This is a genomic window from Sabulicella rubraurantiaca (assembly GCF_017355885.1).
In the GTDB taxonomy this organism is placed as follows: domain Bacteria; phylum Pseudomonadota; class Alphaproteobacteria; order Acetobacterales; family Acetobacteraceae; genus Roseococcus; species Roseococcus rubraurantiacus.
Genome location: NZ_JAFEUU010000007.1, coordinates 14,335 through 30,237, shown reverse-complemented (window position 1 = coordinate 30,237; position 15,903 = coordinate 14,335). Strand labels below are relative to the sequence as shown.

The 15,903-nt window shown below is 69.8% G+C and carries 17 protein-coding genes; 9 read left to right on the top strand and 8 right to left on the bottom strand.

All coding sequences use genetic code 11. From position 1 onward, the window contains the following. The first annotated feature begins 9 nt into the window (after positions 1–9). Genes JTJ31_RS13820 through JTJ31_RS13800 form a run of 5 tightly spaced genes read left to right on the top strand, consistent with a single transcriptional unit; the run spans position 10 to position 4,097 of the window. A complete protein-coding gene (locus JTJ31_RS13820; protein ID WP_207539299.1) occupies positions 10–471 on the top strand; it encodes a chemotaxis protein CheW in 462 nt (153 codons plus the stop codon). After that, positions 468–842: a response regulator gene (locus JTJ31_RS13815; protein WP_207539297.1), complete on the top strand. Its 375-nt coding sequence runs from the start codon at positions 468–470 to the stop codon at positions 840–842. The genes JTJ31_RS13820 and JTJ31_RS13815 overlap by 4 nt, the downstream gene beginning before the upstream one ends. Beyond that, positions 839–1,894, top strand: coding sequence for a chemotaxis-specific protein-glutamate methyltransferase CheB (gene cheB / locus JTJ31_RS13810; protein WP_236020194.1), 1,056 nt, complete (start codon positions 839–841; stop codon positions 1,892–1,894). The genes JTJ31_RS13815 and cheB overlap by 4 nt, the downstream gene beginning before the upstream one ends. Continuing rightward, positions 1,891–2,730 carry a CheR family methyltransferase gene (locus tag JTJ31_RS13805; protein WP_207539295.1) on the top strand — a complete coding sequence of 280 codons (840 nt, stop codon included), beginning with the start codon at positions 1,891–1,893 and terminating at the stop codon, positions 2,728–2,730. The genes cheB and JTJ31_RS13805 overlap by 4 nt, the downstream gene beginning before the upstream one ends. 23 nt (positions 2,731–2,753) lie before the next feature. Further along, positions 2,754–4,097, top strand: coding sequence for an LLM class flavin-dependent oxidoreductase (locus JTJ31_RS13800; protein ID WP_207539294.1), 1,344 nt, complete (start codon positions 2,754–2,756; stop codon positions 4,095–4,097). A 3-nt stretch (positions 4,098–4,100) separates the two neighbouring features. Here the strand turns inward: JTJ31_RS13800 and JTJ31_RS13795 are convergent, their stop codons facing one another. Genes JTJ31_RS13795 through JTJ31_RS13775 form a run of 5 tightly spaced genes read right to left on the bottom strand, consistent with a single transcriptional unit; the run spans position 4,101 to position 8,696 of the window. After that, on the bottom strand, positions 4,101–4,556 hold the full coding sequence (locus JTJ31_RS13795) for a MaoC family dehydratase (RefSeq protein WP_207539293.1): 456 nt from the start codon (positions 4,554–4,556) through the stop codon (positions 4,101–4,103). 49 nt (positions 4,557–4,605) lie between these two features. Further along, complete coding sequence (locus JTJ31_RS13790; RefSeq protein WP_207539291.1) at positions 4,606–4,914, bottom strand: hypothetical protein; 309 nt, start codon at positions 4,912–4,914, stop codon at positions 4,606–4,608. Further along, complete coding sequence (locus tag JTJ31_RS13785; RefSeq protein WP_207539289.1) at positions 4,914–7,178, bottom strand: xanthine dehydrogenase family protein molybdopterin-binding subunit; 2,265 nt, start codon at positions 7,176–7,178, stop codon at positions 4,914–4,916. The genes JTJ31_RS13790 and JTJ31_RS13785 overlap by 1 nt, the downstream gene beginning before the upstream one ends. A gap of 1 nt (position 7,179) precedes the next feature. After that, positions 7,180–8,193: an FAD binding domain-containing protein gene (locus JTJ31_RS13780; protein ID WP_207539287.1), complete on the bottom strand. Its 1,014-nt coding sequence runs from the start codon at positions 8,191–8,193 to the stop codon at positions 7,180–7,182. After that, complete coding sequence (locus JTJ31_RS13775; protein ID WP_207539285.1) at positions 8,190–8,696, bottom strand: (2Fe-2S)-binding protein; 507 nt, start codon at positions 8,694–8,696, stop codon at positions 8,190–8,192. The genes JTJ31_RS13780 and JTJ31_RS13775 overlap by 4 nt, the downstream gene beginning before the upstream one ends. A 77-nt stretch (positions 8,697–8,773) precedes the next feature. Here JTJ31_RS13775 and JTJ31_RS13770 point away from each other — a divergent pair, with 77 nt between their 5' ends. Both JTJ31_RS13770 and JTJ31_RS13765 read left to right on the top strand, forming a co-directional pair. Then, positions 8,774–9,529: a histidine phosphatase family protein gene (locus JTJ31_RS13770; protein WP_207539284.1), complete on the top strand. Its 756-nt coding sequence runs from the start codon at positions 8,774–8,776 to the stop codon at positions 9,527–9,529. Then, on the top strand, positions 9,526–10,410 hold the full coding sequence (locus tag JTJ31_RS13765) for an NAD(P)H-hydrate dehydratase (protein WP_207539282.1): 885 nt from the start codon (positions 9,526–9,528) through the stop codon (positions 10,408–10,410). The genes JTJ31_RS13770 and JTJ31_RS13765 overlap by 4 nt, the downstream gene beginning before the upstream one ends. An 11-nt stretch (positions 10,411–10,421) precedes the next feature. Here the strand turns inward: JTJ31_RS13765 and lexA are convergent, their stop codons facing one another. Together lexA and JTJ31_RS13755 are read right to left on the bottom strand one after the other, a co-directional pair. Then, entirely contained in the window at positions 10,422–11,102 is a 681-nt protein-coding gene (gene lexA / locus JTJ31_RS13760; protein ID WP_207539280.1) for a transcriptional repressor LexA, read from the bottom strand. Between the two features lie 103 nt (positions 11,103–11,205). Continuing rightward, positions 11,206–11,487 carry a hypothetical protein gene (locus tag JTJ31_RS13755; RefSeq protein WP_207539278.1) on the bottom strand — a complete coding sequence of 94 codons (282 nt, stop codon included), beginning with the start codon at positions 11,485–11,487 and terminating at the stop codon, positions 11,206–11,208. A gap of 71 nt (positions 11,488–11,558) precedes the next feature. Between JTJ31_RS13755 and ypfJ the strand changes: the two genes are divergently transcribed. Together ypfJ and uvrB are read left to right on the top strand one after the other, a co-directional pair. Beyond that, on the top strand, positions 11,559–12,404 hold the full coding sequence (gene ypfJ, locus JTJ31_RS13750) for a KPN_02809 family neutral zinc metallopeptidase (RefSeq protein WP_268957066.1): 846 nt from the start codon (positions 11,559–11,561) through the stop codon (positions 12,402–12,404). 59 nt (positions 12,405–12,463) lie between these two features. Further along, positions 12,464–14,671, top strand: coding sequence for an excinuclease ABC subunit UvrB (gene uvrB / locus JTJ31_RS13745; RefSeq protein ID WP_236020222.1), 2,208 nt, complete (start codon positions 12,464–12,466; stop codon positions 14,669–14,671). Between the two features lie 84 nt (positions 14,672–14,755). Here the strand turns inward: uvrB and JTJ31_RS13740 are convergent, their stop codons facing one another. After that, a complete protein-coding gene (locus JTJ31_RS13740; RefSeq protein WP_207539274.1) occupies positions 14,756–15,733 on the bottom strand; it encodes a catalase family peroxidase in 978 nt (325 codons plus the stop codon). Positions 15,734–15,903: the final 170 nt, after the last annotated feature.

Here is a 15,903-nt window from a genome sequence, read left to right as displayed (position 1 = left end):
GGGAGAGCGATGCGCGAAGCCGAAATCACAGCCCCGGCCGACGAAGCGGCCCAGATGGTGCTCACCTTGACGGTGTGCGGCCAGCTCTGCGGCGTGCCCGTCCTGTCCGTGCGGGATGTGCTGGGCCTGCAATCCATCACCCGCATCCCCCTTGCACCCTCCGAGGTGGCGGGGAGCCTGAACCTGCGCGGCCGCATCGTCACCGCCATCGATCTGCGCCCGCGCCTCGGCCTGCCGCCACGCAGCGCCGACACCCCGGCGATGAGCGTGGTGGTCGAGGTGGGAGGCGAGCTCTACTCCCTCCTCGCCGACGGGGTGGGCGAGGTGCTGTCCCTCGACGCGGCGGAGCGCGCGCCTAATCCTCCGACGCTGGAGGAGGCGTGGCGTCAGGTCTCGCTCGGCGTGCACCGCCTGGGCGAGGATTTGCTGGTGCTGCTGGACGTGGAGCGCCTGCTGGCGATCATGGCATGACCGGCACCGTGCTGGTGGTGGATGACAGCGCCGTGGTCTGCAAGCTGGCCCGGCACATGCTGGAGCGCCACGGCTTCGCGGTGCGCGAGGCAGAGCATGGCGGGGCCGCGCTACAGGCGTGCCAGGAGGCTCTGCCCGACCTCGTCCTGCTGGACCGCAACATGCCGGTGCTGGACGGGCTTGGCTTCCTGCGCGCCCTGCGTGCCGCGCACGGGCCGGACCGGCCGGCCGTGGTGATGTGCACCACCGAGGCGGCGCAGCAGCGCATCCTGGAAGGGCTGGAAGCCGGCGCCGACGAATACGTCATGAAGCCCTTCGACGAGGTGATCCTGCTGGAGAAGCTGGCCCGGGTCGGATTCGCCCCCGCATGACGCCCTTGCGCGTGATGCTGTGCGACGATAGCGCAGCCGTGCGCGGCGCCTTGTCCCGCGTGCTGGAGTCGGACCCGGCCATCCGCGTCGTCGCCCGCGTCGCCAACGGCCAGGAGGCGTTGCGCGCGCTGGAAGCGACCCCGACCGCCGAGCGCGCGCAAATCGTGCTGCTCGACCTCGAGATGCCGGTGATGGACGGCATGACGGCGCTGCCGAAGATCCTGCGGCGGGAGCCGCGTCCCATCGTGATTGTTGCCTCTGCCCTCACCCAGACCGGCGCGGCGGCGACCATGGCGGCGTTGCGCGCCGGCGCATCGGACTACGTGCCCAAGCCCATGGCCGCGCGCGGCGGCATGGCCGACCCGGCATTCCGCGAGGAGCTGCTGGCCAAGGTAAAGGGCTGGGCCCAGGTGGGGCATGGCGCCATACGCCCCGCTCCAACGATGCGCCCTCTCCCCCGCGCCGCTGGAGCGGCCACGCGCGTGCTGTGCATCGGCTCCTCCACCGGCGGGCCGCAGGCGCTGGCGGCGCTGCTGCGCCGCTTGCCGCGCGCCCTGCCCATCCCGCTCGTGCTGGTGCAGCACATGCCGCCCCGCTTTACCGCCATGCTGGCGCAGCACCTCGACACGCTGGGCGGCCCCCACGTCGCGGAGGCGCGGGGCGGCGAGGTGCTGCGTCCCGGAATGGCGCTGCTCGCGCCCGGCGACCGCCACCTGCTGATCCGCGCGCATGGCACGGATCTCGTGACGGAACTCTCCGACGCCCCGCCCGAGAATTTCTGCCGTCCAGCCGTGGATCCGACCCTTCGCTCGCTGGCTGCTTGCTGCGGCGGGCGGGTGCATGCCGTCATCCTGACCGGCATGGGCCAGGACGGGCTGGCAGGATGCCGCGCAGTGGCGGCGTCGGGCGGCACGGTTTGGGCGCAGGACGAGGCGTCGAGCGTCGTCTGGGGCATGCCCGGTGCGGTGTGCCGCGCTGGCTTGGCTGCCGAACTAGGTACGCCCGAGGCGCTGGGGGAGGCTCTGGCCGCACGGCTGGGGGCCGCCCGTTGACGCCCGCGACCTTCACCACCCTCACCAGCATCGTGAAGCAGCGATCCGGCGGCGTGATCAACCCGGATCAGGGCTACATGCTGGAAACTCGCCTCGCGCCGCTCCTCAAGCGCGAGGGGCTGCCGAGCCTGGATGCCCTCGCCCTGCGCCTCGCGGCGCCGCGCAGCGAGACGCTGGCGCAGGAGATGACGGAACTCCTCACTACGAACGAAAGCAGCTTCTTCCGTGACGGCCGCCCCTTTGAGCATCTGCGTGCCCTGCTGCCCGTGCTGCACCGCGCCCGCCCGCCCGGCACGGCGTTGCGCATCTGGTCCGCCGCCTGCTCCACGGGTCAGGAGGCCTATTCCATCTCCATCCTCGCGAGCGAGCTGGGCGAGGCCGACCCCGGCTTCGCCACCCGCCGGGTCGAGATCCTGGGCACCGATATCTGCGGCGCGGTTCTGGAACGCGCACGGAAGGGGCTCTTCACCCAGTTCGAGGTGCAGCGCGGCCTGCCGGTCCGCACGCTGGTGAAGCGCTTCGCCCAGGAGGAGACGCGCTGGCGCATCCGGCCGGAGATCGCCGCGCGATGCCGGTTCGAGCGGATGAACCTGCTGGGCGACCTGCGCGCCCTGGGCCGCTTCGACGTGATCTTCTGCCGCAACGTGCTGATCTATTTCGACGTGCCCACCAAGGCGCGCGTGCTGGATGCGCTGGCGGACCGACTGCAGCCGGATGGCGCGCTGTATCTCGGCGCGGCGGAAACCGCGCTGGGCATGGGGGCGCGCCTCACTCCGTTGCCGGGCGAGCGCGGCGTCTATGGCGTGGCAGCGGAGGCCGAACGGTTGCGGGCCTGACCCCCGCCGCGCAGGATCGCGCCATGCCGCGCGAGATTCGCCTGAATGCCTTCGACATGGCCACGGTCGGCCATATCCAGCAGGGGCTCTGGACCCATCCGCGCGACCGCTCCACCGACTATCATCGGCTGGAGCACTGGACGTCGCTGGCGCGCCTGCTGGAGCGCGGGCTGTTCGACGGTCTTTTCCTGGCCGACGTGCTCGGCATCTATGACGTGCTGGGCGGCAGCGCCGACGCGGCGATCCGCCATGGCGTGCAGGTGCCGCTGCTCGACCCCGCGATGATCGTGCCGGCCATGGCCACGGCGACGCGCCACCTGGGCTTCGGCATCACCGCTAACCTCTCCTATGAGGCGCCCTATCTCTTCGCCCGTCGGATGAGCACGCTCGACCACCTGACGGATGGGCGAATCGGCTGGAACATCGTCACGGGCTATCTGGACAGCGCCGCCCGCGCCATGGGGCTGGACCGCCAGATGGCCCATGACGACCGCTACGATATGGCCGACGAATATATGGAGGTAGTGTATCGCCTCTGGGAGGCATCCTGGGATGGCGACGCAGTGCGCGAGGATCGCGCCTCGGGCGTCTACGCCGACCCGGCAAAGGTGCGCCGGATCAGGCATAAGGGGCGGCAATACCGGCTGGACGCGCATCACCTTTGCGCACCATCGCCGCAGCGCACGCCGGTGCTTTACCAGGCCGGTGCCAGCGCGCGCGGGCAACGCTTCGCCGCTACCCATGCGGAATGCATCTTCCTGAATGGTGGTCCGCCGGCCGAGGTGGCGAAGCAGGTCGCCGCGCTGCGCGCACTGACGGAACGGCCGATCCGCATCTTCGTTGGTGCGACGCTGGTGCTGGGCGAGACGGATGCCCAGGCGCGGGACAAGCTGGAGGAGTATCGCCACCACGCCAGCGCGGAGGGCGCCCTGGCCCATGCCGCGGCCTCGCTCGGCATCGATTTCGACCGGTACGGGTTGGATGAGCCCATCGCCTCAGGCCCGGGCAACGCCATCCAGAGCAACGTCGCCGCCATGACCCGCGCCGGGGGCGGCGTGCTGACCAAGCGCGCGCTGCTGGACCGCTTCATCCTGGGCAGCCGTCAGGTGCCCTGGGTCGGCACGCCCTCCGCCCTGGCAGAGCGCCTGATCGCCTATGCGGAGGAAACGGGCTGCGACGGCTTCAACCTGTCGCGCACGGTCATCCCCGAATGCCTGGAGGAGGTGGTGGAGCTGCTGGTTCCGGAACTCCAGGCGCGCGGCGCCTACAAGACCCGCTACGCCCCCGGCACCTATCGGGAGAAGCTGTTCGGCGGCGGCCCCTTGCTGGCGCCGCCGCACCCTGCAGCGCTGCGTCGCGCGGGCTGAGCCTCAGTCGTAGATCTGCGCCAGCGTCTCGGCGACGAGGCAGGGGCGCTCACTCCCCTCAAGCTCCATCTCGTTGTGCAGCGTGACGCGCACGCCACCCTGGATGGGCTCGACCCCCTTCAGCGTGATGTGCAGTCGCACGCGGGAGCCGGCAGGCACCATGGCAGTGAAGCGCACCTTGTTGGTGCCGTAGTTGATGGCGCGCGACCGCTTCACCACGCGATAGACGGAGGGGGCAAGGCGAGGCAGCAGCGACAGCGTCAGGAAGCCATGGGCAATGGTCTTGCCGCCAGGCATCTCCTTCTTCGCGCGCTCCACGTCCACATGGATCCACTGGTGGTCGCCCGTCGCCTCGGCGAAGAGGTCGATGGTCTTCTGGTCCACGGTGAACCATTCGCTGGTACCCAGCTTCTGGCCAACATGGGCGGCAAGATCGGACGTGGTCGGGATGTCGAGCATGGCGTTCCTCCGGGCGGAGAGTTTCGCCCGTAGGACGGGCCGCGGCAAGTCAGGGCTGGTAGGTCGTGCTGTGGCTACCGACGAAGTCGTTGAAGTACTGCCGGTCGATGCGGATGAGGCACGGCCCGCCCGCCTGCTCGTTGTGCCGGAACACGTAGACCAGCACGCTGTTCTCATGGAGGGCGATGCGGCAGAAGCCCTGCTCCGGCGTCGGGTCGTTGCCCGGGCAGCGCTCGATGTCGAGATGCGGCACACGCTCCTCGAAACCGGCATAGTCGATCCAGCACCGCGCCTGCGGTGCCTGCGCCGCCGCTGCCAGCGGCGCGAGGGCAAGAAGGGCTGCGAGATGTCGTTTCATCATCGGGCCTCCGTGCGTGCCGGGGTGAGGCCCAGCACCTTGTCGATCGTCATGGGCAATTCGCGCACCCGGCGCCCGGTCGCGTGCCACACCGCGTTCGCCACCGCCGCCGCCGTGCCGACGATGCCGATCTCGCCCAGCCCCTTCACGCCAAGCGGACTGGTGAGGAGGTCCTTCTCCTCCGCGAAGATCACGTCGATCTCGTGAATGTCGGCATGGACGGGGATGTGATACTCGGCGATGTTGTGGTTCATCCAGCGGCCAAGATTGTGGTCGGGCATCGCCTCCTCGTGCAACGCCATGCCGATGCCCCAGACCACGCCGCCCACCACCTGGGATCGCGCCGTCTTGGGGTTCAGGATACGACCGGCGGCCACGGCGCTCACCACCCGCGTCACCCGCACCTGGCCTAGCTCCTCGTCCACCCGCGCCTCGACGAAGACGGCCGAGTGGGTGTGGGAGGAGTAGCGAAGCTGCGTCAGCTGGTCCGGACCCGCCTGCCCGTCGGCGACGATGCGCGGCCGCCCTCCGGCGGCGAAGGCGGCCTGGAGCGAGACGGCGCGCATCGGGTCACGCATCAGCACGATCCGCTCGCGGTCGAACATCACCTCTTCCAGCTTCGCGCCCACGAGGGGGGAGTCGTTCCGGGTCTGCGCCGCCAGCAGCAGCTCCGCCTTCAGCCGGGCGCAGGCATCGTGCACGGCGGAGCCGGCGGAGGCAGCAGTCCAGGAGCCGCCGGAAACGGGCGCCTGCGGCAGGGCGGAATCGCCCAGCAGCACCGTCACCTTGTTCATGGAAAGCCCCAGCGCCTCCGCGGCGATCTGCGCCAGGATGGTGTAGGTCCCGGTGCCGAGATCGGCGGTGGCCACGCCCACGGTGCAATGCCCCTCCGCATCCAGCATTACGCGCGCCGCGTGCTTCTGCATCTGCGCTTCCCAGGCACCAAAGGCGAGTCCCCAGCCGATCAGCTCCCGCCCCTGGCGCATGGAGCGCGGGGCGAGTGGCCGGTGGCGCCAGCCGAAGCGCTCGGCGCCCAGCTGGCAGGCGGCCCGCAGCTCCTTCGAGGTGTGGTACTTGTTCATCACCTCGTCGATCTGGGTGTCGTTGTGCAGGCGCAGCGCCAGCGGATCCACGCCCAGCTTCTCCGCCAGCTCATCCATCGCGCTCTCGGCCGCGAAGGCGCCGAGCGGCGCACCGGGGGCACGCATGTCGCTCGGCGTCTCGATGTCGAGCTGGACCAGCTCGTACTCCAACTCCACGTCCGGCGCGGAGTAGAGGAGGTTGGTCCAGTTCACCACCGCCTCCTGATAGTCCTCGTAGCGCGAGGTGGAGCCGACGGCCTTGTGCCGGATGGCGGAGAGGGTGCCGTCCGGCTTCGCGCCAAGGGCGATCTCGTTCCACGTCTCCGGCCGGTGGGCGATGGTGAATTGCTGGTCGCGCGTGAGCACCAGCTTTACCGAGCGCTCCAGGGCCATTGCCGCCATCACCGCCAGGAAGAGTTGGTAATGCGGCCGCAGGCCGGAGCCAAAGGCGCCGCCAATGAAGGGAGACACCACCCGCACCGCATCCTCGGAAAGCCCGAAGACGCTGCACACGTAATGCTTGGTGGCGTAGGCGCCCTGGATCTTGTCGTGGATGAGCAACTTGCCGTCCGCTTCGCGGATGACGGTGGTCGCGTGCGTTTCCATCGGGTTGTGGTGCTCGGCGGCGATGAGGTAGCGTGCCACGTGCTTCACCGGCGCGTTCTCCAGCGCCGAGGCCGCGCTGCCCTTGGGGCGCGGCGGCGGATTGATGCCGCTGCGGCGCTTCTTCGGCACGTAGGAATTGGGAAGCTGCTTCAGCAGATCCGTCTCGTGCGGCTTCGCCTCGTACTCCACCTCGATCAGGTTCGCCGCATAGCGCGCCGTCTCGTAGCTCTCGGCCACCACCAGCGCCACCGGCTCCCCGCTATAGGCGATGCTGGCGTCGTAGAGCGGGCGCAGCGGCTTGCCAGGCGGGCCGACATCGTCCTTGTAGGCGGAGGAGAACCAGGCGGTGCGCGGCCGGTTCTCGTGCGTGAAGACCTCCACCACGCCCGGCACGGCCAGGGCGCGCGAGGTGTCGATGCGGCGGATGCGGCCTGTGGCGATGGCACTGTTCAGCACATGGGCGTGCAGCACCTCCGCGCCCGTCTCGAAATCCGCGACGTAACGCGCCGCGCCCGTCACCTTGGCGCGGCCATCCACGCGGTCCTGCGGGGTGCCGATCAGGGGATGGTGCATCATCTCAAGCGATCCGCTTCGCGACATGGGACTGGGGGGCGGCGGCGGCGGCCTGGTGCAGCGCCCGCGCGATGGCAAGGCGGGCAAGACCGATCTTGAAGTCGTTGTGCCCATAGCCCCGTGCGCCTTGCAGCAACCGGTCGGCCACCGCCCCAAAGCACTCCTCCTCCGGCGCCTGCCCTTCCAGCAAGGCCTCCGCCTCCTTCACGCGCCAGGGCTTGTGGGCGACGCCGCCAAGGGCAACCCGCAAGCGGGAAATGCGCCCCTCGCGGAGTTCCATCGCCACCGCGACGGAAACGAGCGCAAAGGCGTAGGAGAGGCGGTCGCGCAGCTTCAGGTAGGTGTGGTGGCGGCCATAATCCCCGGCAGGGATTTCGATCGCCGTCACCACCTCGCGTGCATCGAGGGTCGTGTCGCGCTCGGGCGTGTCGCCGGGAAGGCGGTGGAAATCCTCCATGCGGATGCGGCGCTCGCCGGACGGGCCGCGCACGACGACCACCGCCTCCAGCGCTGCCAGCGCCACGCACATGTCAGAGGGGTGGGTGGCGATGCAGTGCTCGGACGTGCCGAGGATGGCGTGGATGCGGTTGACGCCGTCTTTGGCCGGGCAGCCCGTGCCCGGCTCGCGCTTGTTGCAGGGCGTCTGCCGGTCATAGAAATAGTAGCAACGCGTACGCTGGAGCAAGTTGCCGCCCATGGTCGCCATGTTGCGAAGCTGCGCCGTCGCCCCGGCCAGGATGGCATCGGCCAGCAGCGGGTGATGCTCCCGCACCAGGGGATGCGCCGCTGCATCGGCATTTGTCACCAGCGCGCCGATGCGCAGCGCCCCCTCCCCGTTCCGCTCCACCTCGCGCAGCCCCTCGAGGCGCGTCAGGTCGAGCAGGCTCGCGGGCCGCTCCACGTCGTATTTCATCAGGTCGATGAGGTTGGTGCCGCCGCCCAGGAAGCGCGCCGCTTCCGTCTTGCCGGCGATCGCCTCCTCCAGCCCGCGCGGGCGCTCGTAATGGAAGGGTCTCATGCCCGGCCCTCCTTGCGCGCGACCTCAAGGATGGCGGCGAGGATGTTGGGATAGGCGCCGCAGCGGCAGAGATTGCCGCTCATCCACTCGCGGATTTCCTCCTCCGTCCGCGTATGTCCCTCCTCCAGCAGCGCCACGCCCGAGCAGAGCTGACCGGGGGTGCAGTAGCCGCACTGGAAGGCGTCATGCTTGATGAAGGCCTCCTGCAGCGGGTGCAGCGCACCGTCCGGGCTGGCCAACCCTTCCACCGTCCGCACCTCGCTGCCGTCGCGGCTAGCGGCGAGGACAAGACAGGAATTCACCCGCTTGCCGTCCAGGATGACGGTGCATGCGCCACATTGGCCGTGGTCGCAGCCCTTCTTGCTGCCGGTGAGGCCCAGCCCCTCGCGCAGCAGGTCGAGCAGCGTCGTCCAGACCGGGATGTGCAGAGAGTGGGAGGTCCCGTTCACGGTGAGGGAAAGTGCGACCGTCTCCGGACCGCGCGGGGAAAGATCGTCGGGCATGGGGGAGGCTCCGCTGTCGCGGGCGCAACGTCCCCGATGCCGCGGGCGTTGCCGGGCTGACAAGTGGGGAAACCAGGATGGCGCAGCGCTGGCCGGAAGTTCTGTGGGTGGTGCGTCATGGCGAAAGCCTGGGCAACGTGGCCCGCGACGCCGCCCATGAGGCCGGGCACACCCATATCGAGACGGGCGGGCGCGACGTGGACGTCCCGCTTTCGCCCCTCGGCGAGAGGCAGGCGCGCGCCCTGGGCCGCTGGTTCGGGCAGTTGCCCCTGGAGGAAAGGCCGGAGGCGATCCTGTGCTCGCCCTATCGCCGCGCCTTGCGGACGGCGCAGCTCGTCGCCGAGGCGGGCCGCCTGCCCCTGCGCCCCTGCCTGGATGAGAGGCTGCGCGAGAAGGAGTTCGGCATCCTCGACCGGCTGACGCGGCACGGCATCACCGCGCTGCATCCGGACCAGGCGGAGTTCCGGCGTATCCTGGGCAAATTCTACCACCGCCCGCCGGGCGGCGAGAGCTGGTGCGACGTGATCCTGCGGCTGCGCTCTGCCCTCGACACCATCGTGCTGCACCATGCCGGGCAGCGCGTGCTGGTCGTGGCGCACCAGGTCGTGGTGCTGTGCATGCGCTACCTGCTGGAGAACATGGACGAGGCCGCCATCCTTGCCGTGGATGCGGAAGGCGACGTGCCGAATTGCGGGGTGACGGAGTATCGCCTCGACCCCACGCGTGGCCGCGACGGATCGCTGCGCCTCGTCCACGCTAACTGGGTGGCGCCGCTGGAGGAGGAAGGTGCGCCGGTGACGGCGGAGCCCGACCAGGTCACGGGCGCACGATGAGCGTCACGGAGATCACGCCTGAATGGCTGCGGGCCAACAAGCTGCCGCCTTTGCCTGACGCGGCCAGCAAGGATGAGCGCGGCCGGGTGCTGGTCGCAGGCGGCGGTGTCGAAGTGCCGGGGGCCATCCTGCTGGCCGCGACGGGCGCGCTGCGTGCAGGGGCTGGAAAGATGCAGGTCGCGACGGTTGCTTCCGTCGCGCCCGGTCTTGCCCTTGCCATGCCGGAGGCACGGGTGATCGCGCTGGAGGAAACCGCGGAAGGCGGGATTGCCCCCGCCGCCGCGCCACGGCTGTCGGAGGCCGCGGCGCGCGCCGACGCCATCGCCTTCGGGCCCGGCATGCTGGATGCGGATGAGGCCGGCACGCTGGCCCGCGCGCTGCTGGACCAGCTGCCCGGCGAGCCGCGCATCCTGCTCGACGCTGCCGCGGTGTGCGCGCTGGAGCCGGATTCCGCCGGGCGCCATGCCGGGCGCCTCGTCCTGACGCCGCATGCCGGGGAGATGGCGCAGATGCTGGGCCGCCCGCGCGAGGAGCTGGAGGCCGAGCCGCTGGATGCGGCACGCGAGGCGGCGCGGCGCTTCCGTGCGGTGGTGGTGATGAAGGGCGGCTGTTCCTACGTGGCGACGCCACAGGGCCTCGCTTTTTCCTGTGCGCGGGGGAATGTCGGGCTGGCCACCTCGGGTTCCGGCGACACGCTGGCCGGGGCGATCACGGGGCTGATGGCGCGTGGCGCACCGCCGTTGCTGGCCACGCTCTGGGGCGTGTTCATCCATGCGGTGGCGGGGGAAAAACTGGCCCAGCGCGTCGGGCCGGTCGGCTACCTCGCGCGGGAACTCCCGGGCGAGTTCCCGGGAATCCTCGCGGAGCTGGACGGGGGCTGAGCCCCGCCCAGTCAGTGGTACTTGCGGATCAGCCCGACGAGGCGGCCCTGCACCCGCACCCGGCCGGGGCCGAAAATGCGCGTCTCATAGGCTTGGTTCGCCGGCTCCAGCGCGACGGAATTGCCGCGCTGGCGCAGGCGCTTCAGCGTCACCTCGTGCTCGTCGATCAGGGCGACGACGATGGCGCCGCTCTCCGCCGTCTCGCCCTGGCGGATCACCACGATGTCGCCATCCAGGATGCCGGCCTCGATCATGGAGTCGCCGGAGACTTCCAGCGCGTAGTGCTCGCCGCCCGCGATCAGGTCCGCCGGAACCTCCACCGTCTCCGCCGGGTTGCGCAGCGCCTCGATCGGCGTACCGGCGGCGATGCGTCCCATCAGGGGAAGCTGGCCGAGCTGGGGCCGCATGGCGACAGCAGCGCGCTGGGCGCGAACCGCGTCCAGCTGCGTGACCTCGGCCTTGGGCGGACGGGCCAGCTCCTCCGGCAGGCGCACCACTTCCAGGGCGCGGGCGCGATGGGCACGCCGCCGCAGGAAGCCCCGCTCCTCCAACGCCGTGATCAGGCGGTGGATGCCGGACTTGCTCTTGAGGTCCAGCGCGGCGCGCATCTCCTCGAAGGATGGGCAGAAGCCGGTCGCCGTAAAATGCTTGTGGATAAAGATCAGAAGTTCGTGCTGCTTGCGTGTGAGCATGGGCGGGGGTTCCCCATCGAATCGCCTTCTGTTCTAGATAGGTTCCCCGGAACGCGTCAACAACTTGTTGGCTCTCTGTTCCAAATTCACACCCAGATTTGGTTCAGAACGGCTCCGCCTTGTCATGCCGGAGCAGGCGCTCGAAGGCGTGCCGTCCCCGGTCATGGCCGGTTACCGTGTCGGCCAGCGCGTCCAGCCAACCGGCGAACCACGCCTTGCCCCAATCCCCGGTATGCGCCATCGGATTGTCCAGCACGGAGGCACCTTCGGCGAAGGCGGCACGGCCGGCCGCATAGGCGTCGTCGGTGACGAAGCGGTCCTCGGGGTCCACGTCCTCGGGCACTTGATCCTCCATCGCCGCGCCGCCCCCTTCCTTACAGGCCATGCCCTCCCTCCCGCAAACGCAACGGGCCTCGCCTGCGTTCCCGCACGGTCAAGGAGGCGCTTCCGATGCGGATGGATGACGAACGTGAAAGCCAGCACATCGAGGACCGTCGCGGCGGCGGCTTCTCCATGGGGCGCGGCGGCATCGCGGGCGGTGGCATCGGGGTGCTGGTGGTCGCGGTGCTGGCGATGTTCATGGGCGTGGACCCGGGGGTGATCCTGAGCCAGCTGGATGGCGGCGCCCCGCCTTCGCGCCAAGCCCCGGCCGAGCGCCCGCCTGCCGAGGACGCCCATGCCCGCTTCGTGTCCCGCGTCCTGGCCAGCACGGAGGATGTCTGGACCGCCGAGTTCCGCCGCTCCGGCCGCGAATACGAGGCGCCGCGACTCGTCCTGTTCTCCGGCGCGGTGCAGTCGGGCTGCGGCGGCGCCCAGGCGGCGATGGGGCCGTTCTACTGCCCTCTCGACAAGCGCGTGTATATCGACCTGTCCTTCTTCCGCGACATGGAGCGGCGCATGGGTGCCGGGGGCGATTTCGCCCAGGCCTATGTCATCGCGCATGAGGTGGGACACCACGTCCAGAACGTCCTCGGCCTGCTTCCCCGCTCCCAGGAGGCGCAGCGCCGCGCCGAGGACCGGGCCGAGGCTAATGCCATCTCCGTGCGGGTGGAACTGATGGCCGATTGCCTCGCCGGGTTCTGGGCAAGGCGGGCTGACCAGATGCGCGGCATCCTGGAAGCTGGCGACATCGAGGAAGGGATGAACGCCGCCGCCGCCGTGGGCGATGACCGGCTACAGCAGGGGCGCGGCGCGGTGGTGCCGGAAAGCTTCACGCACGGGACAAGCCAGCAGCGCGTCTCCTGGTTCCGGCGCGGCCTCCAGGCCGAGAACGCGGCGGCCTGCGACACCTTCGCCCGCTGATTCCCGAAGTGGCCCGGGCGTGAAAACTCCACCGGGCGGACTATCTATGTTCCATGAACATGCTCGCCCCCGTCCTGTTCCAGCCGGTCCGCCGCCCACCCCCCGCCAACGGACCCCGGCTGGAGGTGGTGAGCCCCTTCGAGCCCAATGGCGACCAGCCCCGTGCCATCGGCGACCTCATCTCCGGCATCGGGCAGGGGGAGCGGGACCAGGTGCTGCTCGGTGTCACCGGCTCGGGCAAGACCTACACCATGGCAAAGGTGATCGAGGCGGTGCAGCGCCCGACCCTGGTGCTGGCGCCCAACAAGACGCTGGCGGCGCAGCTCTATGGGGAGATGAAGTCCTTCTTCCCCAACAATGCGGTCGAGTACTTCGTCTCCTACTACGACTACTACCAGCCGGAGGCCTATGTCCCGCGCACGGACACCTACATCGAGAAGGACTCGATGATCAACGAGCAGATCGACCGGATGCGCCACAGCGCCACCCAGGCGCTGCTGGAGCGGCGGGACGTGGTGATCGTCGCTTCCGTCTCCTGCATCTACGGCATCGGCTCGGTCGAGACCTACTCCAACATGGTGGTGAAGCTGGAGCGCGGCGGCTCCATCGCGCGCGACGCGCTGGTGAAGGGCCTGGTCGAGCAGCAATACCGCCGCAACGACGCCGCCTTCCAGCGTGGCTGCTTCCGCATCCGCGGCGAGAGCGTGGATATCTGGCCAGCCCATCTGGAGGACCGCGCCTGGCGCATCACCCTGTTCGGCGACGAGATCGAGGATCTGCGCGAGTTCGATCCGCTGACCGGTGAGATCACGGGCGATTTCGACCGTCTCTCGGTCTACGCCAACAGCCACTACGTCACGCCGCGCCCGACGCTGACCCAGGCCATCGGCCGCATCAAGCTGGAGCTGAAGGAGCGCCTCCAGGAGCTGGAGCGGGAGGGCAAGCTGCTGGAAGCCCAGCGCTTGGAGCAGCGCACCACCTTCGACATCGAGATGATGGAGACGACCGGTTCCTGCAAAGGGATCGAGAACTATTCGCGCTACCTGTCCGGCCGTAATCCGGGCGAGCCGCCGCCGACCCTGTTCGAATACCTGCCCGAGGGTTCGCTGCTGGTGGTGGATGAGAGTCACGTCACCGTGCCGCAGATCGGCGGCATGTACCGGGGCGACTTCGCGCGCAAATCCATCCTGTCGGAATACGGGTTCCGCCTTCCCTCCTGCACTGATAACCGCCCCCTCAAGTTCGAGGAGTGGGACGCGTTCCGGCCACAGACGGTCTTCGTTTCCGCCACGCCGGGGTCTTGGGAGATGGAGCGGACGGGCGGCGTCTTCGCCGAGCAGGTGATCCGCCCCACCGGCCTCGTGGACCCGGTCTGCGAGATCCGTCCGGTCGAGGGGCAGGTGGACGACCTGCTGGCCGAGTGCAAGGCGCAGGCGGCCAAGGGCGGGCGCGTCCTCATCACGACGCTCACCAAGAAGATGGCCGAGCAGCTGACCGAATACCTCACCGAGATGGGGGTGAAGGTCCGTTACCTCCACTCGGACGTGGACACGCTTGAGCGCATCGAGATCATCCGCGACCTCCGGCGCGGCGTCTTCGACGCGCTGGTGGGCATCAACCTGCTGCGCGAGGGGCTGGACATCCCCGAATGCTCGCTGGTCGCCATCCTGGACGCGGACAAGGAAGGCTTCCTCCGCTCTCGCACCTCGCTGATCCAGACCATCGGCCGCGCGGCGCGCAACGCCGAGGGTCGGGTGGTGCTCTATGCCGACCGGATGACGGACAGCCTGCGCGGTGCGCTGGAGGAAACGGAGCGCCGCCGCGCCAAGCAGATCGCTTGGAACACGGAACACGGCATCACGCCGCAGACCATCCGGCGCGAGATCGCGGACGTGCTGAAGGACGTGTCCCAGGGCGACTACGTCACCGTCGAGGCGGTGGAGGGCGACGCCACGGCGCAGTTCGTCGGCAAGGACCTCCGCGCTGCCATCGCGGAGATGGAGAAGAAGATGCGTGCCGCCGCCGCCGACCTGGAGTTCGAGGCGGCTGCCCGCTACCGCGACGAGATCAAGCGGCTGGAGGCGATGGAGCTTGGGCTCGACGGCGCCCTGGCGCCCAACCTCGCTGGGCGGTCGCTTCAGGCCGAGACGCCGCGCGCCAGCGCCAAGAAAGACTGGAAGCCGAAGCCCTTGGGCCCGGGCGGAGGCGGCTACGAGCCGAAGCAGAAGGCTGCCCGCGGCCGCCGTGGAGGCGCGACGCAGCACTGAAGGCGGACGCTGCCGCGTGAGGCCAGCCGGGCCGCCGTCACGACGTGAAGGGCGGTCCGTCCATCCGTATGGTGGACCGAGGCGTCAGCGCGTGCGCCGGGTCAGCGACACCGCGTAGGGCGCGGGACGGGCATGAAGGGTCGGGTCGTCGCTGAAGGCGACACCAGGCTCCATGTCCAGGTTCATGAAGCTGATCCCGTCGCAAGGCCCGCCGGGCCCGGCCTCGACGGAGGTCACCGTCAGGCGGCCGACCGTGGCGCGCGGGCGGTCATCGGGCCAAGCCACGGTCGGGTCCGAGGCGTCGTCGCCGGGCTGGGCGAATTGCAGCACCATGTCGAATTCGACCGGCCCCTGCGCGACACGGCGGCGGATCTCCTCGCCCAGGAAGTCGGTGCCGCGCGTGCGCATCTCCTCCTCCGAGAGGCGCTGCGTGCCGGCCACCGGCTCGAACACCCAGCGTACCAGCCGCTCCTGCCCGTCTGCGCTCTTGAAGCGGAAGGCGTTGACGCCCCAGTACGGCGTGGTGGCCCAGGAAGCCGGCGGTGCGACCGAGGCGAGCCATCGCCCCTGGCGCATGGCTTCCGGGTTGGCCTCAATGTAGCGGCGCACCGCGTCCGCGTCGGGCTGCCCGTTCGGCCCGGGCCGGCGCGCCAGCAGCCCGGCCACCAGCATCTCCGGTGTGCGGGCGCCGAAGATGGGGGCCGAGATATTCGCCATGTCCCACTGGTCGCCCCGCGAAGTCTCGAACCGGATGGCAAGGCTGCGGGTCGAGCGCGCCACGTCCGATGCGCGCGGGTTCCCGCCCGCCACACCGAAGCGGATGATCGTCTCCACGCGCTGGCCATCGAACACGGGTGCGCTGGAGTAGCGTGCGCCGTCCGGCGTGGCGACGAAGTGGCCGCTGGCGCAGATCCCCTTGGGATGACTGGGCCGGTAGGTCGTGATGGGCCCGAGGGCGGCTTCGAACGCGTCCACGACCGCCTCGGGCGTCGGTGGCTCCGCGGCTGCCGGCCCGGCGAGGAGCAGGGCGGCGAAGCCCAGGATGAGTGAGCGTGCGGACATGGTTCCCGATGCCTCCTGCATGGTTCACCCCTTGGGGCCGGAGGCTGGCAGGGAATGCGTCACCGTGCGAGTCGAAACTCACCCGGAACGGCGCAGCCGGGCCGGGGCAATAGCTTAGGTCAGGGCGACCTGGCGCGTTGCCTTTCCGTTCTTGTCAGCCCAAGCCCCCG

Excerpts from the sequence above, each read along its gene's own strand:
- JTJ31_RS13820 (WP_207539299.1), top strand. The coding sequence starts at position 10 with ATGCGCGAAGCCGAAATCACAGCCCCGGCCGACGAAGCGGCCCAGATG.
- JTJ31_RS13815 (WP_207539297.1), top strand. The coding sequence starts at position 468 with ATGACCGGCACCGTGCTGGTGGTGGATGACAGCGCCGTGGTCTGCAAG.
- cheB (WP_236020194.1), top strand. The coding sequence starts at position 839 with ATGACGCCCTTGCGCGTGATGCTGTGCGACGATAGCGCAGCCGTGCGC.
- JTJ31_RS13800 (WP_207539294.1), top strand. The coding sequence starts at position 2,754 with ATGCCGCGCGAGATTCGCCTGAATGCCTTCGACATGGCCACGGTCGGC.
- JTJ31_RS13795 (WP_207539293.1), bottom strand. The coding sequence starts at position 4,556 with ATGCTCGACATCCCGACCACGTCCGATCTTGCCGCCCATGTTGGCCAG.
- JTJ31_RS13790 (WP_207539291.1), bottom strand. The coding sequence starts at position 4,914 with ATGAAACGACATCTCGCAGCCCTTCTTGCCCTCGCGCCGCTGGCAGCG.
- JTJ31_RS13785 (WP_207539289.1), bottom strand. The coding sequence starts at position 7,178 with ATGATGCACCATCCCCTGATCGGCACCCCGCAGGACCGCGTGGATGGC.
- JTJ31_RS13780 (WP_207539287.1), bottom strand. The coding sequence starts at position 8,193 with ATGAGACCCTTCCATTACGAGCGCCCGCGCGGGCTGGAGGAGGCGATC.
- JTJ31_RS13775 (WP_207539285.1), bottom strand. The coding sequence starts at position 8,696 with ATGCCCGACGATCTTTCCCCGCGCGGTCCGGAGACGGTCGCACTTTCC.
- JTJ31_RS13770 (WP_207539284.1), top strand. The coding sequence starts at position 8,774 with ATGGCGCAGCGCTGGCCGGAAGTTCTGTGGGTGGTGCGTCATGGCGAA.
- JTJ31_RS13765 (WP_207539282.1), top strand. The coding sequence starts at position 9,526 with ATGAGCGTCACGGAGATCACGCCTGAATGGCTGCGGGCCAACAAGCTG.
- lexA (WP_207539280.1), bottom strand. The coding sequence starts at position 11,102 with ATGCTCACACGCAAGCAGCACGAACTTCTGATCTTTATCCACAAGCAT.
- JTJ31_RS13755 (WP_207539278.1), bottom strand. The coding sequence starts at position 11,487 with ATGGCCTGTAAGGAAGGGGGCGGCGCGGCGATGGAGGATCAAGTGCCC.
- ypfJ (WP_268957066.1), top strand. The coding sequence starts at position 11,559 with ATGGATGACGAACGTGAAAGCCAGCACATCGAGGACCGTCGCGGCGGC.
- uvrB (WP_236020222.1), top strand. The coding sequence starts at position 12,464 with ATGCTCGCCCCCGTCCTGTTCCAGCCGGTCCGCCGCCCACCCCCCGCC.
- JTJ31_RS13740 (WP_207539274.1), bottom strand. The coding sequence starts at position 15,733 with ATGTCCGCACGCTCACTCATCCTGGGCTTCGCCGCCCTGCTCCTCGCC.